At 64.6% G+C, this 18,570-nt stretch carries 16 protein-coding genes; 11 read left to right on the top strand and 5 right to left on the bottom strand.

The genetic code is table 11. The features are described 5' to 3' along the window. Positions 1 to 5 precede the first annotated feature (5 nt). The gene (locus ACX12F_RS24900; protein ID WP_459366945.1) at positions 6 to 743 is read right to left on the bottom strand and encodes a hypothetical protein; all 738 of its coding nucleotides are present in this window, start codon (positions 741 to 743) and stop codon (positions 6 to 8) included. A gap of 269 nt (positions 744 to 1,012) precedes the next feature. Between ACX12F_RS24900 and ACX12F_RS24895 the strand changes: the two genes are divergently transcribed. Next, the gene (locus tag ACX12F_RS24895; RefSeq protein ID WP_459366944.1) at positions 1,013 to 1,540 is read left to right on the top strand and encodes a hypothetical protein; all 528 of its coding nucleotides are present in this window, start codon (positions 1,013 to 1,015) and stop codon (positions 1,538 to 1,540) included. A gap of 44 nt (positions 1,541 to 1,584) precedes the next feature. On the opposite strand, the gene ACX12F_RS24890 is transcribed toward ACX12F_RS24895, so the two are convergent. Beyond that, positions 1,585 to 2,025, bottom strand: a complete 441-nt coding sequence (locus ACX12F_RS24890; RefSeq protein ID WP_459366943.1) for a hypothetical protein — start codon at positions 2,023 to 2,025, stop codon at positions 1,585 to 1,587. Between the two features lie 960 nt (positions 2,026 to 2,985). Between ACX12F_RS24890 and ACX12F_RS24885 the strand changes: the two genes are divergently transcribed. From ACX12F_RS24885 to ACX12F_RS24870, 4 genes are all read left to right on the top strand, one after another. Next, positions 2,986 to 3,417, top strand: coding sequence for a hypothetical protein (locus ACX12F_RS24885; RefSeq protein WP_459366942.1), 432 nt, complete (start codon positions 2,986 to 2,988; stop codon positions 3,415 to 3,417). Between the two features lie 43 nt (positions 3,418 to 3,460). Continuing rightward, a complete protein-coding gene (locus ACX12F_RS24880; RefSeq protein ID WP_459366941.1) occupies positions 3,461 to 3,970 on the top strand; it encodes a hypothetical protein in 510 nt (169 codons plus the stop codon). Between the two features lie 268 nt (positions 3,971 to 4,238). Then, positions 4,239 to 6,920, top strand: a complete 2,682-nt coding sequence (locus tag ACX12F_RS24875) for a helix-turn-helix transcriptional regulator (protein WP_459366940.1) — start codon at positions 4,239 to 4,241, stop codon at positions 6,918 to 6,920. 47 nt (positions 6,921 to 6,967) lie between these two features. Beyond that, the gene (locus ACX12F_RS24870) at positions 6,968 to 7,264 is read left to right on the top strand and encodes a hypothetical protein (RefSeq protein ID WP_459366939.1); all 297 of its coding nucleotides are present in this window, start codon (positions 6,968 to 6,970) and stop codon (positions 7,262 to 7,264) included. 30 nt (positions 7,265 to 7,294) lie between these two features. Here the strand turns inward: ACX12F_RS24870 and ACX12F_RS24865 are convergent, their stop codons facing one another. After that, a complete protein-coding gene (locus ACX12F_RS24865; RefSeq protein ID WP_459366938.1) occupies positions 7,295 to 7,942 on the bottom strand; it encodes an MmpS family transport accessory protein in 648 nt (215 codons plus the stop codon). Between the two features lie 179 nt (positions 7,943 to 8,121). Between ACX12F_RS24865 and ACX12F_RS24860 the strand changes: the two genes are divergently transcribed. Genes ACX12F_RS24860 through ACX12F_RS24835 form a run of 6 tightly spaced genes read left to right on the top strand, consistent with a single transcriptional unit; the run spans position 8,122 to position 13,576 of the window. After that, on the top strand, positions 8,122 to 9,111 hold the full coding sequence (locus ACX12F_RS24860; RefSeq protein ID WP_459366937.1) for an alpha/beta hydrolase: 990 nt from the start codon (positions 8,122 to 8,124) through the stop codon (positions 9,109 to 9,111). After that, the gene (locus ACX12F_RS24855; RefSeq protein ID WP_459366936.1) at positions 9,111 to 9,968 is read left to right on the top strand and encodes an SDR family NAD(P)-dependent oxidoreductase; all 858 of its coding nucleotides are present in this window, start codon (positions 9,111 to 9,113) and stop codon (positions 9,966 to 9,968) included. Before ACX12F_RS24860 ends, ACX12F_RS24855 begins: the two co-directional genes overlap by 1 nt. 12 nt (positions 9,969 to 9,980) lie before the next feature. Continuing rightward, complete coding sequence (locus ACX12F_RS24850) at positions 9,981 to 10,901, top strand: ferritin-like domain-containing protein (RefSeq protein WP_459366935.1); 921 nt, start codon at positions 9,981 to 9,983, stop codon at positions 10,899 to 10,901. Between the two features lie 11 nt (positions 10,902 to 10,912). Beyond that, positions 10,913 to 12,406, top strand: a complete 1,494-nt coding sequence (locus ACX12F_RS24845; RefSeq protein WP_459366934.1) for a flavin-containing monooxygenase — start codon at positions 10,913 to 10,915, stop codon at positions 12,404 to 12,406. 9 nt (positions 12,407 to 12,415) lie between these two features. Then, positions 12,416 to 13,186 (top strand): MerR family transcriptional regulator, encoded by a 771-nt coding sequence (locus ACX12F_RS24840; RefSeq protein ID WP_459366933.1) that lies wholly within the window; start codon positions 12,416 to 12,418, stop codon positions 13,184 to 13,186. A gap of 3 nt (positions 13,187 to 13,189) precedes the next feature. Beyond that, positions 13,190 to 13,576 carry a hypothetical protein gene (locus tag ACX12F_RS24835; RefSeq protein ID WP_459366932.1) on the top strand — a complete coding sequence of 129 codons (387 nt, stop codon included), beginning with the start codon at positions 13,190 to 13,192 and terminating at the stop codon, positions 13,574 to 13,576. 145 nt (positions 13,577 to 13,721) lie between these two features. On the opposite strand, the gene ACX12F_RS24830 is transcribed toward ACX12F_RS24835, so the two are convergent. Both ACX12F_RS24830 and ACX12F_RS24825 read right to left on the bottom strand, forming a co-directional pair. Next, positions 13,722 to 15,179: an HNH endonuclease signature motif containing protein gene (locus ACX12F_RS24830; RefSeq protein WP_459366931.1), complete on the bottom strand. Its 1,458-nt coding sequence runs from the start codon at positions 15,177 to 15,179 to the stop codon at positions 13,722 to 13,724. A 249-nt stretch (positions 15,180 to 15,428) separates the two neighbouring features. Beyond that, positions 15,429 to 18,530 (bottom strand): MMPL family transporter, encoded by a 3,102-nt coding sequence (locus ACX12F_RS24825; RefSeq protein WP_459366930.1) that lies wholly within the window; start codon positions 18,528 to 18,530, stop codon positions 15,429 to 15,431. Between the last annotated feature and the right edge of the window lie 40 nt (positions 18,531 to 18,570).

Below are 18,570 nucleotides of genomic sequence, written 5' to 3'. Positions count from 1 at the left end.
TTCACTCACCCGAACTGCAGGGAATTCTGCTTGACGAACGCGACGTTCGAGTTCCACTGGATCATGCACCAGCCATTCGTACACGGCTGGACCAGCTGCACTTTGCCGCCCTGGAGCAACCAGCCGAGTTGCACGCCGTGCACACCGGTAGCCGGATCGGGTACCTCGTCGTGAGCCAGGGAATACACGGTTGCGCCACCGCCGACCACCGTAGCTGTCTGCTTTGCCGGTGATTGTGGGCTCGCGGGTGATTGCGGGCAATTGGCCTCACCTTGAGGCGTGGCCGGCGCGCCCGTGCATTTGATAGGTGCACCCTGGTTTGACATCACGGGTGTGGACGGGGGCTTGTAGGCATAGTTGCTCCATGGGCCGCAGTCATCCGATCCGAAGGTGTTCTTGCGGCAACCTTGGACTCTCACGTTGAAGAGCGACCCGTCGGGGTTGCGCCGTCCGTTCTTGAAGTCCGTATCAAGGCCGTACCTGGCAGTGGTGCCCGGGTTGATGCATTTGAAAGGCAGTTCCGTTTGCATCGCGTCGCCATCGAATATCGGGAAATCCCCGCTGTTGAGGCCCACGACGTGGATAGCGTCGATGACGTGGTCACCATTGACCCGTTCGCAGCCACCGATGATGCACGTCGCGTGCACGTTGCTGTCGGGGGTGCACGAGATTGAGAGCCCGTTGTCGAGGGTGTCCCCGTGCGAGGCGGGTATGACCGCTATCCACCACAGCGCGATGAACATCGCCACGGCAGCGGTCATCGGCGCTCGCATTCTGGCCATGCTCAACTCCTTCGCACCTGCGCCTACCGGCACTGTGACGCAAGGCTATTGGAGTCGGGATGACACGCGATATAAGGAGAATCCCTACAATTTCGGCGTGCTCGGACTGACCACGGCTGGTCATACGCGACGAAACTGTAGGGAAATTCCTGATGCATTGCCGCACCGCCTACCCATAACGTCGGATTCATGAACGCTCATGTGCCCCTTTGCAACAAGCGGATACGAAAATGATGAATCCGCAACGAAGCACATTGCAGGCCGGCTATCCGACGCCGGTGCGCATCCTGGCGGCGACAGCCGTTTCCGGCGTGCTCCTGGTCGCCGCGCCGGCACACGCCAGCGCCTGCGCGAACTGGACGTACTCCGGCCCGCTGACGCTCCACCACAGTGACGGCGTCGAGATACGAATTCCGGCTTGGAACGGAACATCACCGCCGGCCGGTGAGGACGCCGCGACCCTTTACCTGGCAGACGGCACCCCCGCCCAGATCGATGCGCATGGCAAACCTGTCGGGCACGGCAGTTCGTCAAGGATCACGGCGGACTACCACAGCGATCAGACCGGCTCGGTCACCGGCGGGATTCACGGCAGCGTCATCACACTGGACGTGAATTGGGCAATGACCACACCACACATATCGAATCACCTCACCGGCAACGTGCTCGATAACGGCAAGGCGACCGGTGCGGACACGAACAACAGTGGCACCACAACGGCGTGGGAAGCGACGCAGCCATTTACGTGCGCAAGGTAAGTGCAATCGTGAGTATTTCTCACCAAGCACTTTCGGGCTTTACGTCAGCACAGCATTCCGGTGCCCGAAGGTATGAGTCCGGGAGCGGGATTCGGTAGGCAGTCAGTGGCGCTGACGGCAACGCGTGACGGCGCCGCTGCGTTGTCGGATGCGGCCTGTGTTCGACTGTCTGGCGGCACACAGACATGGTCTCCGGCAAAGGCCTCGCGCCAGACGAAACCTTGCAGGCAGGTGTCGGGTCCGTACGGGCCACCGTGCGGATCGACCCGCTGTGCGGCAAGCTGATTTTCCAGGGCGGTGGTGTCGCGGACTCCGGGGCTGACGCAGACGGCGTCGCCGGGACGCGCTGCACGCCACACGAAACCCTGGACGCACGTGTTGGCTGGGTCGGCGCCGGCAGTCGGTTGGCCACCAATATCGCCGAAAGCTGCGGCGACCGCCAGTGCTACGCCCAGCGCTACCCGCGGTGTCTGTTCATGCCACATTTTGTTCTCCTGATCGCCACTCGATTTCCGACTCTGAAGTTAGCGATGACGGACGAGCGTCGAATCAGGGATATTGCTACAAAATGAGCGCCTTGCTCCGCCTGATCCGGCCGAAATAGTAGGGAAATACCGTATTTCGCCGTCATGTCTGCACCCAATAGCGTCAGGTTCAGCGGGACTGCGGAGACAACCGGGGAAGGGGCGTGCTGACGGTGACCCGAAATCAGGTGCCTGCGCTAGTGCTGTCCGCGACCGCTATCGCCGTGCTGGCAGCACTCCCCAATGCGTCATCGGTGTCGGCGTACAACGGATGTCCGGGTGATCTCGTCCCCCGGAATGCTCGCCCGGGCGATCAGGTCTGTGTGACAAAACAGGTAGCGATCGACGTGGCCAGGGAGGACGATGACCCGGCGGCTCACCGCGAACCCAACGGCGGCGCGTACGGGCCGATGTCCTGTCAGGCGGGATACGTATGGCGGGAAGCCTTTGTGGGCGATTCCGCGTGTGTGAAACCGGAACGGCGGCAACAAAGCTGGGATGAGAATCGCGCCGCCGGCACCGGACCCACGGGACAGGGTGAAGGTGCGTCAGCGCCGAGAAATCCGGTTGTCAGTGCGACGAGTCCAGAGCCCGTTCCCGGCGGTGGCTGTATGCCACACTGCTTGCCGAGCACTTCGGTGGCCGCCCCGATCCCGCCAGCGCCCCCGCCGCCGGGTGTCCCTTCGCAATTGCCGTTGCCGTTGCCGCAGGTTGGCCCGACCGCGACGACAACGACTGTGGTGACGCCGACCAAGACCGTGTCGGTGACGCCGACAACTGTGGTGACGCCGACGACGACCGTATCGGTCACGACGACCGGTGCCCCGCCACCGAAGCCCTGTAATCCCAACGTCGATGTCTGTGTCAAGTGAACTCCAATTGCGTTGGAAACCAGTCAGATTCCTGGCGTGTGGTGCGGCGGTGGTGATTCTGGTCGCGCCGGGTGGAAGGCCGGCGGGGAGCCCAATTCAGCCGCACTACAACGTCATCTCGACGTCGACGCCGGCTATCCCGCTGACGCCGACTCGTGAGGGATACGTTCGAGTGGAGGCGATGTCGGGAGCGGCGGGATGTTCGATCACCACCCGACTGGTGGCGTGTCAACGCTTCAGCGGCAGTTGGGCGGCGAGCGCCGACGGTCAGGACTCACCCGTCGCCAGCATCACTGATGAGGGTCAATTCCATTGGTTCCACGCAGATCTCGGTGCGCTGGCCGGTCGCGTCAAGCTCGGGCCGGGCAGCTATAGCGCTCAAGGCTGGACGATCGTCGCGTCGGAACATATGACGACTTTTACCAACGACCGAAGCGGGCGGGGAATGTCTGTCGGTGACAGAGATGTCCGGCCCTTCTGACGGCGGCGGGCGCAATGTGGCAGGCGCAGAGAAGGAGGCGAGGATGCATTCGTACGTACCTGCGATCCGGGGGCTGGTCACAGTGGTGGCGCTGTGCTGTGCCGTGGTCGGTTGTCACTCTCGGGAGGATGCGCCTGCCGGGGCCCGGACCGGAGCACCTGCCGTCAACCGGATCGATGCTTGTTCGATGGTGTCGTCGCAGGACGTCGCTGGTCTACTGGGTGCCACAGTGCAGGGCAAGTCGACCGGTAGAAGCAGTGACATGGGGAGCTGTATCTGGGAAAACGCGGTCACTGAAGAATCGGTTTCGGTTGAAATCGGTAATCCGGGTACGGCGCCCAACAACACGTTGCCCCCGCCGGAATCTGGCTTTCCGGATCCGACAACGCCCGGCCCCGACGGTATGCGGTTCCTTGGTGGCGGCGGCGTGGAATTTGCCGCCGGTGACCGAACTAATTCCGTCCAGGTCGCGGTTTTGAAACTATCCGCGAATGAGGCCAATTCGGCCGCTCTCGTCCTTGCGAGAAAGATTGCGCCGCAAGTGCCCAAGTAGTTTTAGATCGGTCGGCCGCAGGCCCGTTGAGGGGCTGCGGCCGCGTTCACAGCAACTACCCAGTCGCCGAAGCCTATTCGGTAGCGCTCACAGCAAATATATTGCAGTCATGCTGGCTTGTCGGATGGGCTGGGCTCGCTGCCCGCCACCGGCCAATCGCCGTGCGAGAGCGGCGGGCTGACTCGTGAAGCATCGGTTCACGAGTCAGTCGCACGTCGTCAGTCGCCGGGCAGAAGAACATCTGGTTGCCGAATTCCTTGATACTGCGGTGAACGAGCCGTCCGCGCTGGTGATCGAGGGCGAGCCGGGAATTGGGAAGACGACGTTGTGGCTGAATGGCGTCGACCAGGCGCGTAGGCGAGGGTTCACGGTGCTCATGGCGCGCGCGGCCATGGCCGAATCAGTGCTGGCCTATACCGCCCTGGCCGATCTCCTGAGCGACGTGGACGACACGATCTGGGCCGATCTGCCGGTACCGCAACGGCAGGGCCTGGACGCAGTGTTCTGGCCCAGCCAGCTTGCGCCAGGCACAGATAGACGTGCGGTCGCCGCGGCGTTTTCGGCGGTCATCGGTCGGCTTATCGCGAAAAGTCCGATTCTGCTTGCCATCGACGACTGCCAGTGGTTGGACACCTCGAGTGCCGATGTCGTGGCTTTCGTCGCCAGGAGACTTCCGCCAGGAGCGGCGCTGCTGTGTACGACACGCACCGATGCGGCGGCGATGAACCTGCAACTGCCCAGACCTGACGCGGTGCGGCGGCTGCGGCTGCCGGCATTGACGGTCGGAGAACTACACCAGTTACTCAGTGCCCGCCTAGGCGTTACCGTGAGCCGGCCGACTGTGTTGCGCGTTCATGAGGTCTCTGGTGGAAACCCTTTCTTCGCAGTGGAATTGGCACGCGAGATTACTGCGCACGAATCCAAGGCACTGGTCGGACTGCCCAGCAGCCTGGCCGATTTGGTGCGTACGAGGGTCGGGCGGGTCGGAGCCGGCGCTGAAGATGTATTACTGGCTGTGGCCAGCCTGGCAGATCCGACACTGTCGCTGATCGCGGACGCCACAAACAATGCCGTGGATCATGTCGTTGAACTGCTCGCCGAGGCGGAGTCGCAGGGAGTCATCGTGATTGACGGCAACCGCGTCCGATTCACCCATCCGCTGCTGGCACACGGGGTGTACCAAGCGGCTTCGGCGCGCCACCGCCGCGGCATGCATCGCCGCCTGGCGGCACTGGTGACTGAACCGGAGTTGCATGCCCGTCATCTCGCGCTCTCTGATCCCTCCGGCAAGCCGGAAACCATCGTGGCGCTCGACAGCGCAGCCGAGATCGCTTGCAGCAGAGGAGCACCCGCGGCAGCGGCGGAGATGTTGGAGCTGGCGATGAGCCTGGGCGCCGACAGCGAGAAGCGCGAAATACGTTGTGCGGAATTCTATTTCTTTGCCGGCGATTCTCAGCGTGCCCGCGTGCTGCTGGAATCGGTGATTGGGCGAGTGACTTCGCGGGACCTGCGCGCGGAGGCGTTGAGTCTGTTGGCCGTGGTGCGACTTTATGGCGACGGCCTCATCGAAGCGATGGAATTGCTTCAGCGTGCGTTGGATGAGGTAGACGACAGGTTGCCACTGAGGGTGCCGATATTGGTGACATTGGCGTACGCGCAGTACAACGCCGGACGGTTGGAGTTCGCGGTGAACACAGCCGACGAAGCCGTCGTGTGTGCCGAACGCCTAGGCGAGCCGAGCGAGTTGGGCCGGGCGCTGAGTATGCGGGTGATGATGCATTTTCTGGCCGGTGACGGGTTCGACTCCACAGCCATGGCTGCCGCGCTCGACATGGGCGACAACCGCTCGTATACCCCGATGCCGCTACGGCCTCGGATGCAGAATGCCCTGATGCTCGGATTCACCGGAGAGCTCACCGGCGCTCGCGAGGAGATGTTGTCGATCGCGCGAGACGCAGTGGCAAGCGGTGAAGAGGGTGAGCTGATTTTCCCGTCCTTCCACCATTTTCTGATCGAGTACTGGCTCGGCAACGCACCTGAAGCCGCCTCGGTCGCCGACGGAATCACCGAACTCGCCATGCAATTGGGTAGCGAGCTGGCCCATATCGCGGCCCTGACCGCTCATGCCTGGTTGGCCGCCCACGAAGGGCGGGAATCGGACTGCCGGCAGCATGTCGCCGCGGCGTTGGCGGCCAATCAACGCAGCGGAACTTTCCGGCTGACCCAGTGGTCCATCGCCGCGCTGGGCTTCCTGGAAGTGTCGCAGAGCAATTACGGCAAGGCGCTCGATGTCCTGCAGCCGCTGTTGTCCGCATTCGCCGGGACCACGAGGGCAACTGAGATTGTCTCCGCCGTGTTCGTGCCGGATGCCGTCGAAGCGCTGGTGGGCCTGGGTCGCTGGGAGGAAGCCGCACCGATGTGCGAAACGCTCGTGTCTAACGGTGTCCGGTTGGACCGACCCTGGATGCTCGCGGTAGGGATGCGGTGTCGAGCCATGGTGCTGGCAGCTCGAGGTGACTTGACTGCTGCTTCCGCCGAGCTTGACAGCGCCATCGAGCAACACGAGCGACTGCCGATGCCCTTCGAAAGAGCCCGAACGCAGTTGGTACGCGGCCAGGTTCACCGCCGCGAGCGTCGACGTCTTGCGGCGGCCGCGGCTCTGGATGATGCGCTGCACACGTTCGAACGAGTGGGCAGCGTGGTGTGGGCCGATCGCACTCGTGAGGAACTGGCGCGAGGTGGTTCCGGTAAGCGGCGCGCCGACGGGCTGACGCCGTCCGAGCACCGGGTAGCGGTGCTGGCGGCCTCGGGTATGAGCAACAAGCGCATAGCCTCGACGCTCTTCGTCAGCCCGAAGACCGTGGAGGTCAACTTGTCTCGGATTTATCGGAAGCTCGGTATCCACTCCCGGATCGAGCTGAGCCGGATGGTCGATCCACTACAACAGTAGGAATATCCCTGATGCGGGGGGCGAACGGAGCCGCCTAGGTTTAGGCGATGGATGTGGAAGGGCCGGACCTGCGGCGCTTCCTCGTGGAGTGGTATCGCCACGAGTCGGGCGCCGCGCCCATCAGTGAAACCGAGGGTCGATTGCGGTCAGGTGCTGCGGCGGTGTCGGCGTCGGGTGCGCCCATCCATCTGGAGATCGCGCTGTCGCTGCCCACTGACGACTACGCATTTTGTGTGTTTGCAGCGGAATCGGTAGATGCCGTGCGGCAGTTGTGCCTTGATGCGGGAGCGCCGCCGGATCGGATCAGTGCCGCTGAAGTATGGCCGCGGGATCGTGAATGGTAGTGGTGAGGCTGACGGCGAGAAGGCCGAACGTCACGGCACGTTGTACGTGCACTGGCCCGAGCCGCCCACCGGCTGCTGCGCAACGACGTTGCCGTTCACGGAGATAGTGCAGCCCGGCCGGGAATCGCCCTTGCCTACTACAACGAGTTCGAATAGATCGCCTGATTTCGGGCTCACGGCAACCGTGCTGCTGAAGGGCAGTGCCACGTCGTGTAAGCGCGGCTCCGCTTTCGGGTCGTAGGTGTCGATGGTCGACGCGGTTCCGGTTCCGGTCACGGAGAGCATTACGCCAACGGGTGCAATCGGGCCCTGCTGGGCTTGGCCGGCGGCCTTGCGCGAGGGCGATGCTGCGTTATCGGCTGCCGCCTGATCGCGAACATCGGGGGTGACGCATGCCGCATCGCCGGGATACGCGTTGCGCCAGACGAATCCGGATTTGCATATGTTGCCGTCGTTGGGCTGAACATTCTGTGCCGCAACGGCGTTCTGCTGAGCTGTCGCATCGCGTACCGCTGGAGTAACGCACACCGCATCACCCGGACGCGCGGCGCGCCAGACGTAGCCGTTGATGCAGGTTTCCGGTCCGTATGGCAGTGGGTCTGCTGCCGCGGGTACGACGTCGCTCACGGTGAGTCCCAGCATTCCGATCGCGATGGCCCCGAACAGTGTTTTTGTCATGCTTTCGCTCCACCCTGTGTCGCTACCTGTCGGTCTCTGACGCTAGTTCTGACACGAACTGACTGGAATACGGTGTTTCCCTACACTTTCGGGATTCCGCCCATTGCCCGCCGGCTTGTCAGCCGCCATCGCCAACTGTGCCATTGACAAATGGCGCAGTGGATGGTGAGTTGTTTATCGTGACAGTCTCCGACGAAGTAGGCCTGCCGCCGATCCCCGCTGCCGCCTCACTGCGCGCCGCCCTTTCGGCCACCGTGACCCGCTGGACCCTGGGCAACCTGACCAGCGTGATCCCCATGAACCAGCCCGGTGTCTGGTTCGGCCGCGGGCTCATCGCCACCATCATGGAGACCTTCGGATCCATGCCGGGCGGCACCAGGATCATCCCGGTCCACGCCCCTGACCTGCGTGGTGAGTGGGTACTGGGGCCGGGTGTCGAGTTCGGCAAGCGGGCCGGCTACTACGTGCACGGCAGTGCGTACGTCATCTGCTCGGCACGTACCCACCGCAAGCTGGTGGCGCGCTTGTCGGAGGCCACCGGCCTGCCGATGTTCGTCGTGGACTACCGGCTGGCCCCCGAACACCGGTTCCCGACCGCGGCCGAAGACGTCGAAGCCGGTTACCGGTGGCTGCTGTCGGAAGGCTATGCGGCCTCGGACATCGTGATGGGCGCCGACTCGGCGGGTGGCCATCTCACCTGCGACATGCTGCTGGCGCACGCGGGCGACGCCGACTTCCGCCCCGCGGGCGTCGTCCTGTTCTCGCCGCTGATCGACGTGACGCTCGGTCTGGCGCTGGAGCAGGAGAAGGCGACGTACCGCGATCCGGCGATGTCGGCGACCGCTGCCGCTCGAATGGTCGCGCTGTACACCCAGGGGCAGAACGTGGCAGATCCGCGGCTGCGACTCGACTTCGCGAAAGCCGATTTGTTGCCGCCCATGCTGATTCAGGCGGGTGGCTTCGAGATGCTGCGTGCCGACGCGCGCCACCTCGACGCCGAGCTGCGCCGGGCCGGCGGCACCAGCACGCTCGAGGTCTGGCCCGGCATGGTGCACGTATTCCAGGCGCTGCCGCATCTGGCACCCGAAGCCGCTGCGGCCCTGCGCCGTGCCGCGGCCTTCATCGCCGATGCCTACAAGCGATCCAACGAACTCGAAGAGGTGTGCTGATGATCGGCATAGATTCCGTCCTGAATGTCTTTCGTGGCCAACGCCGTTCGGACAAAGCAAAGGCGGTGATCACCGGCGCCGGCAGCGGCATCGGGCGGTCATTCGCACTCGAACTCGCTCGGCGCGGTGGGGAGATCATCTGCGCGGACATCAGCATGGAGCGGGCCAAAGAGACGGTCGCGCTCATCGAGCAGCTGCCGACGGGCAAAGGCCACGCCGTGCAGTGCGACGTCGCCGACCGCACCGCCATCGAACTGCTGGCCAAGCAGTCGCAGGAGATTTTCGGCGGCGCACCGACCCTGGTGATCAACAACGCAGGTGTCGGCATCGGTGGAAAACCGGTGGGCGACATCGGTTTCGAGGACTGGGACTGGGCGCTCGGCATCAACTTGTGGGGCGTGGTGTACGGCTGCGAGGTTTTCACTCCGCTGCTCCGCGAGGCCGGCAAGGGCGGCATCATCAATGTGGCGTCGGCGGCCGGGTTCGCCGCAGCGCCGTCGATGGCGGCCTACAACGTCTCCAAGGCCGGCGTGATGTCGCTGTCCGAAACCCTGTCGGCGGAATTGAACGGCACAGGCGTCGTGGTCACGGTGCTGTGTCCCACCTTCGTGAAGACGAATGTCGCGCGAGACGGGCGGATCACTCCGGGATCGTCGAACCTCGCCGAACAGCTCATGCGATGGACCGGGTTGTCTCCCGACAACGTTGCCGCACGCACCCTCGACGCCCACGACGCCGGTCGGCTGTACGTGGTGCCCCAGTTCGACGCGAACGTCATCTGGCACCTCAAACGTCATTTCCCGGCGCTGTACACCCATGGCGCCGGACTGCTGAACCGAATCCTCCCCGAGAACTGAAAGGACTGGATCATGGCAATGGATCTCGATGAGATGCTGCAGAAGATCAAGGACAAGCAGTGGGCCCTGGTCGACATCGACTGGGACGCACCGGGAGCCGAGCTGATCGAGCCCGAACTGTGGGCCAAGCTCAAGCCGTTCATGACCGATCTGATGTGGATCGAGAACGTCGGCGCCCGCGGCTTCGCCGCCCTGGCCAAGAAGGCTCCGACCCCGACGCTCAAGAGCATCTACGAGCACTTCCACGCTGAAGAGCAGAAGCACGCCAACGCGGAACTGGCACTGATGCGGCGCTGGGGCATGCTCGACAACGACGAAATCCCGCCGCCCAGCGTCAACGTTCAGTTGGTGATCACCTGGCTGGACAAGTTCGCCGACGGTATGTCGCTGTCGATCCTCGGCACCGTCATCCCCATGCTGGAAGTGGCACTCGACGGTGCACTCATCAAATTCATCACCGATGAGGTCAAAGACCCGGTGGCGCAAGAGGTTTTCAAGCGCATCAACTCCGACGAGTCGCGGCACCTCGCCGTCGACTTCGAGGTCATGGACATCCTGGGCCACGCCGATATGCGCAAGCTCGTTGTCGAATTCGTCGGCAGCTGGATGAACCCGGCGCTGGTCGTCGGAACGTTGAGCTACTTCCCCCTGCTCAACAAGATGCGCGACAACATCGTGGCCATGGGCGTCAACGAAGAGCGCCTGTACCAGGCGATGCGCCGCTTCCGGAGTGTCGGCGAGCGAAGTGAATTCGTGCACCGGGTGCCGATGTACCGGTTCATCTCATGGCACAGCAAGAAGGTCATCGACCGCACCTCGAAGTACCACTGGCTGGCCGACTCGCTGGTCAAGGTCACCGGCGTGATCCCCATGCCGCTGGTGCGCTACACGCCGACGTGGTCGGACGAATTGACCTACGAGCCGGTCGCGTGAGGACGGACACCATGACTTCTTCTCCGTTGTCCGTCGCCATCATCGGTGCCGGGTTCGCCGGTATCGGGGCAGCCATCAGGCTCAAAGACCAAGGCATCACCGATTTCGAGATCTTCGAACGCGGTACGCGCGTCGGCGGTACCTGGCGCGACAACACGTATCCCGGTGCGGCCTGCGACATTCCGTCGCGCCTGTACTCCTACAGCTTCGCGCCCAACCCGGACTGGTCACACACCTACTCCGGTAGCGAGGAGATCCTCGGGTACATCGACACCATGGTCGAGTCCGCGGGCATCGCGCCGCATATCCAGTTCGGTCACAACGTGACGGGCGTGGAGTACGACGAGGTGGCGGGGGAGTGGACCGTCAACTTCGAGGGACGTCAGCCGGTCCGGGCGCGCACCGTCATCGTCGCCTCGGGGCCGTTGGCGAACGCGAGCTTCCCGAAGATCGAGGGCATCGAGACGTATGAGGGTCACAAGATCCACAGTGCGCGTTGGGATCACGACTACGACTTCACCGGTAAGAAGGTCGCGGTCATCGGCACCGGCGCCAGTAGCGTGCAGATCGTCCCGGAACTGGTCAAGGTCGCCAAGTCGGTCAAGGTGTTCCAGCGCACGCCCGGCTGGGTGATCCCGCGGGTCAACGGGTCCACCAGCGGGTGGATGAAGCGGCTCTACAAGGACGTGCCGCTGGCCGAGAAACTGATGCGGTCGGCCTGGTTCTGGGGCCACGAGTCGGTCGCGCTCGGCGTGGTATGGGACAGTCCGTTCACGCGCGTCGTGGAGGCGGTGAGCCTGGCGAATCTTCGCCTGCAGGTGAAGGATCCGTGGCTGCGCCGGCAGCTGACGCCGGACTTCTCGGCTGGCTGCAAGCGGCTGCTGATGACCAGCGACTACTACCCGGCGCTGCAAGCCGATAACTGCAAGCTGGTCACCTGGCCCATCGCCCGGTTGTCGCCCAAGGGAATTCGGACGGTCGAAGGCATCGAGCATCAGTTCGACGCCATCGTGTTCGCGACCGGCTTCGAGGTGTCCAAGGCCGGCACGCCGTTCCCCGTCATCGGCATCGACGGCCGGGAACTCGCCGCGGAATGGAGCCGTGGTGCATACGCCTACCGCAGCGTCGCAGTATCGGGTTATCCCAACCTGTATTTCACCTTCGGACCCAACTCGGGCCCCGGCCACAGCTCGGCGCTGGTGTACATGGAGGCGCAGATCGACTACATCGTCGAGGCCATTTCCAAGCTGCTGCAGTTCGGCTGGAAGTCGCTCGACGTGCGTCCCGAGGTTCAGGCCCGCTACAACGAGGACATTCAGCAGCGGCTGCAGTCCACGACGTGGAACTCCGGCTGCCAGAGCTGGTACCTGACCGACGACGGTTTCAACGCGACGATGTTCCCCGGGTTCGCCACCCAGTACGTCAACCAGCTGAAGACTGTCAATCTGCACGACTTCAAGATCACTGCGGAACAGCCCAGCGGTGCGTCAGTCCTGACCGCATAGAATCCGCTGGTGGCTGAGTACCGGATCGACGACCTCGCGCGTAAAGCGGGGACGACTACCCGGAACGTCCGCGTCTACCAGGAGAGCGGCCTGCTGCCCCGGCCTCAGCGCCGGGGCAGGGTCGCGATCTACACCGACCGGCACCTGAGCCAGTTGCAGGCGATCGTCCGGCTGCTCAGCGAGGGCTTCACCGTCAAGCACATTCTGAAGTTCATCACCGGCCTGCAGCGCGGTGAAGGGCTGGTCGAGGTGCTGGATCTGGCGGAGCTCGAAGAACTGGTGATCTCGCCGTGGTCGAACCCCGAGGCGCAGACCATGATGCGCCAGGAGCTGGAGATGCAGCTCGGCCGGCTGGACGGCGCGACCCTGCGCCGGCTGGTCTCGGGTGGGATCATCCAGCCGACGGACGACAAGGATGCCTACCTGGTGCCCGACCGCCGGGTGATCGACGATTTCGCCAAGCTCATCGCCCGCGGCATGCCGTTGGCCGCGATCCTGAAAACGACCACGGCGGTCGACAAGAAGCTCGACGAAGCAGCCCGGGCGATGACCCGGGCCGGACACACCGAAGTGGTCAGGCAACGCGGGACCGGCTGGTATCCCAGCAACGACGTCGAACTTGCCTGGGCCGCCGATCTCATCGATGCCATGCGCCGCGTATCTCGCCGTTCTGCCCACGCTAGCCTTGACCGCGCGTTAGATGAGGCGGTGCGTGCCGAGCTGCGGCAGTACCAGCAGGAGGCCAAGGACACGGGGGCTCCTGTCGAACGGAAGGCGTGAGTCATGGCGCGGGCACACAAGCACGAAGGCGCGGTCGCCAGGCGGCGACGCGGCCCGAAGACGCTGGTCCAGGCGGTGTTCGCGCTGATGGATGACGTAGCTGAGCTACGGAAGTCGGCTCAGTTCATCGCCGACAATATCGCCAAGCTGAGCGTGAGTGCTGCCGGCATCGATCGGCATGCGGAACTGATCGCCAGCCAGATCACCACGTTGACCGAGGCCGCGGCCGGCATCGATCACTCTGCCGAGAAGATCGCTCACGGCGCCAATTCGATCGCCGCCACGTTGCCGAGCCTGCAGCGGCTGGCCGAAGTCGTGGAGCCGCTGGACAGCACGGTCGCGCGGCTCGGGTGGTTCGTCGACCGGATTCCGGGCGGAAAACGAAGCTAGCCATCAGTTCCCGTTCTGGCAGAATCATCCGGGGTCGACGTGGCCTTCGCACACCTGAGGGTTCCTGAACTGGTTTAGCCACAACAGGATCGGCCACGGTCGGTCATCACAGGCCACTCCCATATGAGCGTCCGTCCTGCCGCGCCTAGAACGGTGCCGGTTGGTCCCAGTCTTCTTCTGCGGCGAGGGCTTGTTCGAGTTCGCGCTGGCGGCGCCACTCCTCTGTCGCGATGCGTTCTTCGTTGATCATCCGGGCTTCATTGATGAGTTCCTGGCGTTCTTGGGCTCGGGTGCGTCTGCGTTTGGGCATGCAGTACCCGCGGCCCGGTGTACGCACCGGCTCCTGGTTGACTTCGGGCGTGCCACTCGGTGTGGCCAGTTGTGGGTACCAGTGCGCGCCTTCGGGTTTGGTGATGTACGTGTGCCCGGTGGGGGCGGTCCACACCACTGTCCCGTCTGGGAATTGTTGATCGCGCCAGTGGTGGAAGGTTTTCAGCAAATGATGAAACCGGCACAGGGCTTTGAGATTGGACGGATGGGTCGGCCCTGCTGGGTGGGGCACGGTGTGGTCGATGTCGCACGCTTGCGCGGGCCGGTCACAGTCCGGGAAGCGGCAGGTCAGGTCGCGGCAGCGGACGAACTCGGCCAGCTTGGCCGAGGGCCGGTAGCGCGGCTCGGCCGCATCCGGCGGAACGCCCACCTGGCGGATGGTCGCGCCGTCGGCGAGGCGAGCGACCTGCTCGGCCGGGATCTGCCCATATCCGGGCAGCAATCCCGGCGCGCCGCCGTCGAGGGTGTCGGCGCCGGCGATCACGTGGATCACCGCGCGGGTACCCACGGTCGCAGCGGGCAGATCCGCAGTGGCTGCTGCCGCGCAGTGAGGTTCCCCGCACGCACACCGCAGCCGGTCGCCGCGGGCGAGGGCGTCGATGGCGGCAGCACGCCGCTGATCATGGGACCGCCCATCGTTGCGGCATACCCCGCGTGCCAAGTCGTCCAGGACCACGTCGAGCACCGCGGCGGTCGCCGCATCCACTGTTCCGCAGACACTGGCGCACCCCGGGCCGCAAGCACGAATATCGAGGTAGCGGGCTTGTGACGGGGGCCGGGGTGCATGGACCCCGGCCTGATCGGAGGCAGCGATGATCGCATCGATACGTTGCTCCATCTTCGGTTTCGACAACCGCCCCCACGCCACGATTCTCGCGGCCAGATCCGCGTCGACCTGTTCGGCGACGTCGTCGTCGATGATCAGGTCGGTGCGCGAGACGATCATCGCGACCATCACCGCATCGATCAGGCCTTTGGCATAGACCGCTGCCACCTTCGGCAGGCGGGTACGCAACGTCACCGCGCGGTCCACCTGCGCCTGCGCGCGTTTGCGGGACACCCCGAGCGCGGCGGCCACTTCCACGATCAGTCCGGCATACCCGTCGATCGCCCAATACCGCTTTTCCACATCATCATCGGGAGCCCGTAGCACCCACAAATCACTGATCGCCGCCAGCCGGCGCGCCCCGGCAGCGTTCTCCTCACGAGTGGCGAGGGTGATCGCGTCGACCGCCGCGGCCGCAGCGTGGGGATCACCGTTCGATTCGAACATACTTGCGACCCTACGCCCGCCCACCGACAAGAAAGCCCCGCCGACAGGAGCCCGGCACCGGCGACGGTTAGGGTGCCTAAATAGCAGTGCCGCAGCAGGATTGGCGCCACGTGGCACCGTGGGGGCGGGGATCGCCGACGCTTAGCCCGACTAGCCGAAACCGGCGGATGAGTAATTAGGCGACCTAACCGCCGAGGCTCCCCGGGCCTGACACAGATGTCAGGCCCGGGGCTCCACTGGCTAGGTCACCTAAGCGTCGACGGTTACGGGACCGTGCTCCAAGTCTGTCGTTGCGGAGTGCCCGTCGGCCGCTGTGGGCTTGCTCGGCCACCAGATGCGGTTGCCGATCATCGCCATGGCCGCCGGCACCAGGACTGTGCGTACCAGGGTGACATCGATGAGCAGACCGATGCCGATGGTGAAACCGATCTGCAGCAGGTTGACCACTCGCCCGCTCATCAGCGCGAACATGGTGAGCGCGAACACGATTCCGGCGGTGGTGATGACACTTCCGGTGCTGCCGAAGCTGCGCAGGATGCCGCGGATCATGCCGTCGGCGGACTCGTCGCGGATGCGTGCGGCGAACAGCATGCTGTAGTCCGCGCCGACGGCAATCAGCGCCATGAAGGACACCGGGAACACCGACCAGTCCACGTCGACTCCGATGAGGTGCTGCCACACCAGCACACTGACTCCGGCGGCGGCGGCGAACGACAGTGTCACCACCGCAACCATGAACACCGGCGCGAGGATGCTGCGCAACAGCACGATCAACACCAGGAGTACACCGAGGATCGCGACGATGCCGTAGACGGCGAAGTCGTGCCACACCTGATCGCGCATGTCGGCTGACAGCGAAGCGAGGCCGGTACTGGCGAAACGTGCTGACTGCAAAGAGGTTCCGGATGCCGCCTGGGCGGCGGCCGGCGCCAGTGCGCGGGATGCGTCCAGGGCCTGCGCGCTGTACGGGTTGATCTTCCAGACGATCAGCATTCGTGCCGTCTTGCCGTCAGGCGAGAACAGCAGATCCTGCGCGGCGCGGAAGGCCGGGTCGGAAAAGCCTTGGGGCGGCAGGTAGAAACCGGAGGCCGGGCCGTCGGCGGTGTGGGTGCTCAAGGTCGACAGATAGTCCGTCGCCTGGCCGAGCCCGTCGGTGAGCCGGCCGGACATGTCGACAACCCGGTCCACGCCGCCCTTGACCTGATCGAGCCCGACGGCCAGGCGGGTCATCCCGGCGCTCAGTTGATCGGCGCCGCGCACCAGCTCGGTCAGCTGGGTACGGGCCTGCGCCGGCGAACCGCCGGGCAGATTCGCGACCATTTTTTGCAACGTGGCCAACGCATCTCGAATCGCCGGCTCCGCGGCACGAACCTTGTCGGCTGTGACTTGCGGGATCGCGGTGAGGTGCTGGGCCTGCAACAGTGCTCGGCTGACCGCGCCGCCCGAGATCGAGTCGAGGTCCGCGATGTCCGCGCGGGCTCGGCTGCACACCGGGTTCAGCAGACAGTCCGGACCGGGCTGCGGCGATAGTGCCGAGCCGAGTGCCGAACTCACCAGCCGGCCGGCTTCGGCGACCTGAACGTTGCCGTCGATGGCCTGCAACGCCGCATCGAGCAATCCGGTGGAGGAACTCAGATCGGCCAGCGCCGACTGGACGTCCACGGTGCCGTCGGTCAGAGTCGACAGCCCTGCGCCGGCGGCCTGATACCCGTCGAGTACCTGATGGGCCAGACCCGTCACTTGCCTGATGCCCGAAACCAATTGGGGAATCTGGGTCACCGCGGAGGCGGCACCGTCGCGCAGCTGGGCCGCGCCGGAGTCCAGCCGGTGCATGTCGGGGACAGCCTTGGTGACCTGGTTCTTGGCGTCACCGAGGCGGTCGGCGATGATCCCGGCCTGGTAGCCGATGGTGGTCTGCGACAACTGTTTTCCGGCCGGACGCGTCATCGAGCGGACGTACGCGATCTCGGGCATCGCGGCGAGGCGTCCCGCGACCCGGTCGAGCACGGCCAGATCGTCGGTGTTGCGCATATCGTGGTCGGCCGAGACAATCAGGTATTCCGGCGCCGCCTCGTTGACGCCCCAGTGCGCATAGGTCTTCTGGTAGCCGATGGCGCTCTCGGTGTCGTCGAGCTGCATGGAGTTCTCGTCGAAGTTCACCCGGAAGGTGGTCAGAACCGATGCGGCAGCGAGCAACAGCACCAGCGACGCGGTCACCAGCACGCCGGACCGGCGGATCATGATGGATCCGATCCGGCGCCAGCGGCGGTCGTTGAGGGGCCGCGGTTCGGCCAGTCCGCGCCCGCTCAGGATCGACAGCAGGGCGTAGGGCAGTGACATCGAGACGGCCAGGCCGACGACGATCGCGATGGCGATCGGTGGACCGGCGGCCTTGAACATGCCCAGCTCGGTGAACCCCATCGCGGTGGCGGCCGCTGCGATGGTCAACATCGACGCAATCAGGATGCCCGAAACCCGCTGTCCGGCTTGAGCTATCGCATCAGCGGCGGGCACCTGGCTGCGCCGGGCTTCGTGATAGCCGGCCAGGATGAAGATGGCGTAGTCGGTGGCGGCGCCGAGCAGCATCGCGGTCATCAGCGAGATGGTGAAGTTCGAGACTGTGAGGGTCCCGCTCATGCCGAGCAACGACACGATGGGGCGGGCCACGCCAAGCGCGATGCCGATGGTCAACAACGGGACCATTGCAGTGGCCAGCGACCGATAGACCATCAGCAGCACCAGCGTGATCAGCAGGACGGATACCACGGTGATGATCAGCAGCGAAAAGTCCATGGCGCTGAACAGATCCGCCAGCGTGGGCGACGGCCCGGTGAGATACACCCCGACCCCGGGCGGTTTGGGCAGCGCCTGGAGATGATCGCGGATCTCGATGGTGTTCTTGTGCGCCTTCGTCGACCCCACATCACCGGTGCCGGCGAGCACCAGGTTGATCGCCTTGTGATCAGGGCTGAGCGCGATATCGCGCAACTGTGGATTGTCGTAGGTGTCGAGCACGTAGGCGACGTTGGTCTTGTCCCGCTGCAGGGTGGTGACGATATCCCGGTACAGGGCCTCGTCGGCGGCGTTGATGCCGCGCTCGTCGACCAGCACCACGCTGCCCACCGCGGACGACCGGGGGACGCCGAACGCGTCGGACATCTCACGCAACGTCTGGGCTGCCTTGATATTTGCCGGCATGAACGGCGCAGAGCGCGCTGCGACGGTCTGCTCGAGCTGCGGGATGGCGACGTTCAGGATTCCGGCCAGCGCTACCCAGAAGCCGATGACGATCCATGCCCATTTGGCACAGAAACGGCTGGTGGCGGCGAAAAACCTGCTGTTGTGTCCCACCCGGACCCCCTCGATTCCAGACCAAAACTAAACCGTTCGG

The organism is Mycolicibacterium sp. HS_4_1 (genome assembly GCF_054515875.1).
This window is presented reverse-complemented; position numbering and strand designations above follow the sequence as displayed.

Bases quoted from the DNA above. Each gene is read 5' to 3' on its own strand.
- ACX12F_RS24900 (WP_459366945.1), bottom strand. From the start codon at position 743: ATGTTCATCGCGCTGTGGTGGATAGCGGTCATACCCGCCTCGCACGGG.
- ACX12F_RS24895 (WP_459366944.1), top strand. From the start codon at position 1,013: ATGATGAATCCGCAACGAAGCACATTGCAGGCCGGCTATCCGACGCCG.
- ACX12F_RS24890 (WP_459366943.1), bottom strand. From the start codon at position 2,025: ATGTGGCATGAACAGACACCGCGGGTAGCGCTGGGCGTAGCACTGGCG.
- ACX12F_RS24880 (WP_459366941.1), top strand. From the start codon at position 3,461: ATGCATTCGTACGTACCTGCGATCCGGGGGCTGGTCACAGTGGTGGCG.
- ACX12F_RS24870 (WP_459366939.1), top strand. From the start codon at position 6,968: ATGGATGTGGAAGGGCCGGACCTGCGGCGCTTCCTCGTGGAGTGGTAT.
- ACX12F_RS24865 (WP_459366938.1), bottom strand. From the start codon at position 7,942: ATGACAAAAACACTGTTCGGGGCCATCGCGATCGGAATGCTGGGACTC.
- ACX12F_RS24855 (WP_459366936.1), top strand. From the start codon at position 9,111: ATGATCGGCATAGATTCCGTCCTGAATGTCTTTCGTGGCCAACGCCGT.
- ACX12F_RS24850 (WP_459366935.1), top strand. From the start codon at position 9,981: ATGGCAATGGATCTCGATGAGATGCTGCAGAAGATCAAGGACAAGCAG.
- ACX12F_RS24845 (WP_459366934.1), top strand. From the start codon at position 10,913: ATGACTTCTTCTCCGTTGTCCGTCGCCATCATCGGTGCCGGGTTCGCC.
- ACX12F_RS24835 (WP_459366932.1), top strand. From the start codon at position 13,190: ATGGCGCGGGCACACAAGCACGAAGGCGCGGTCGCCAGGCGGCGACGC.
- ACX12F_RS24830 (WP_459366931.1), bottom strand. From the start codon at position 15,179: ATGTTCGAATCGAACGGTGATCCCCACGCTGCGGCCGCGGCGGTCGAC.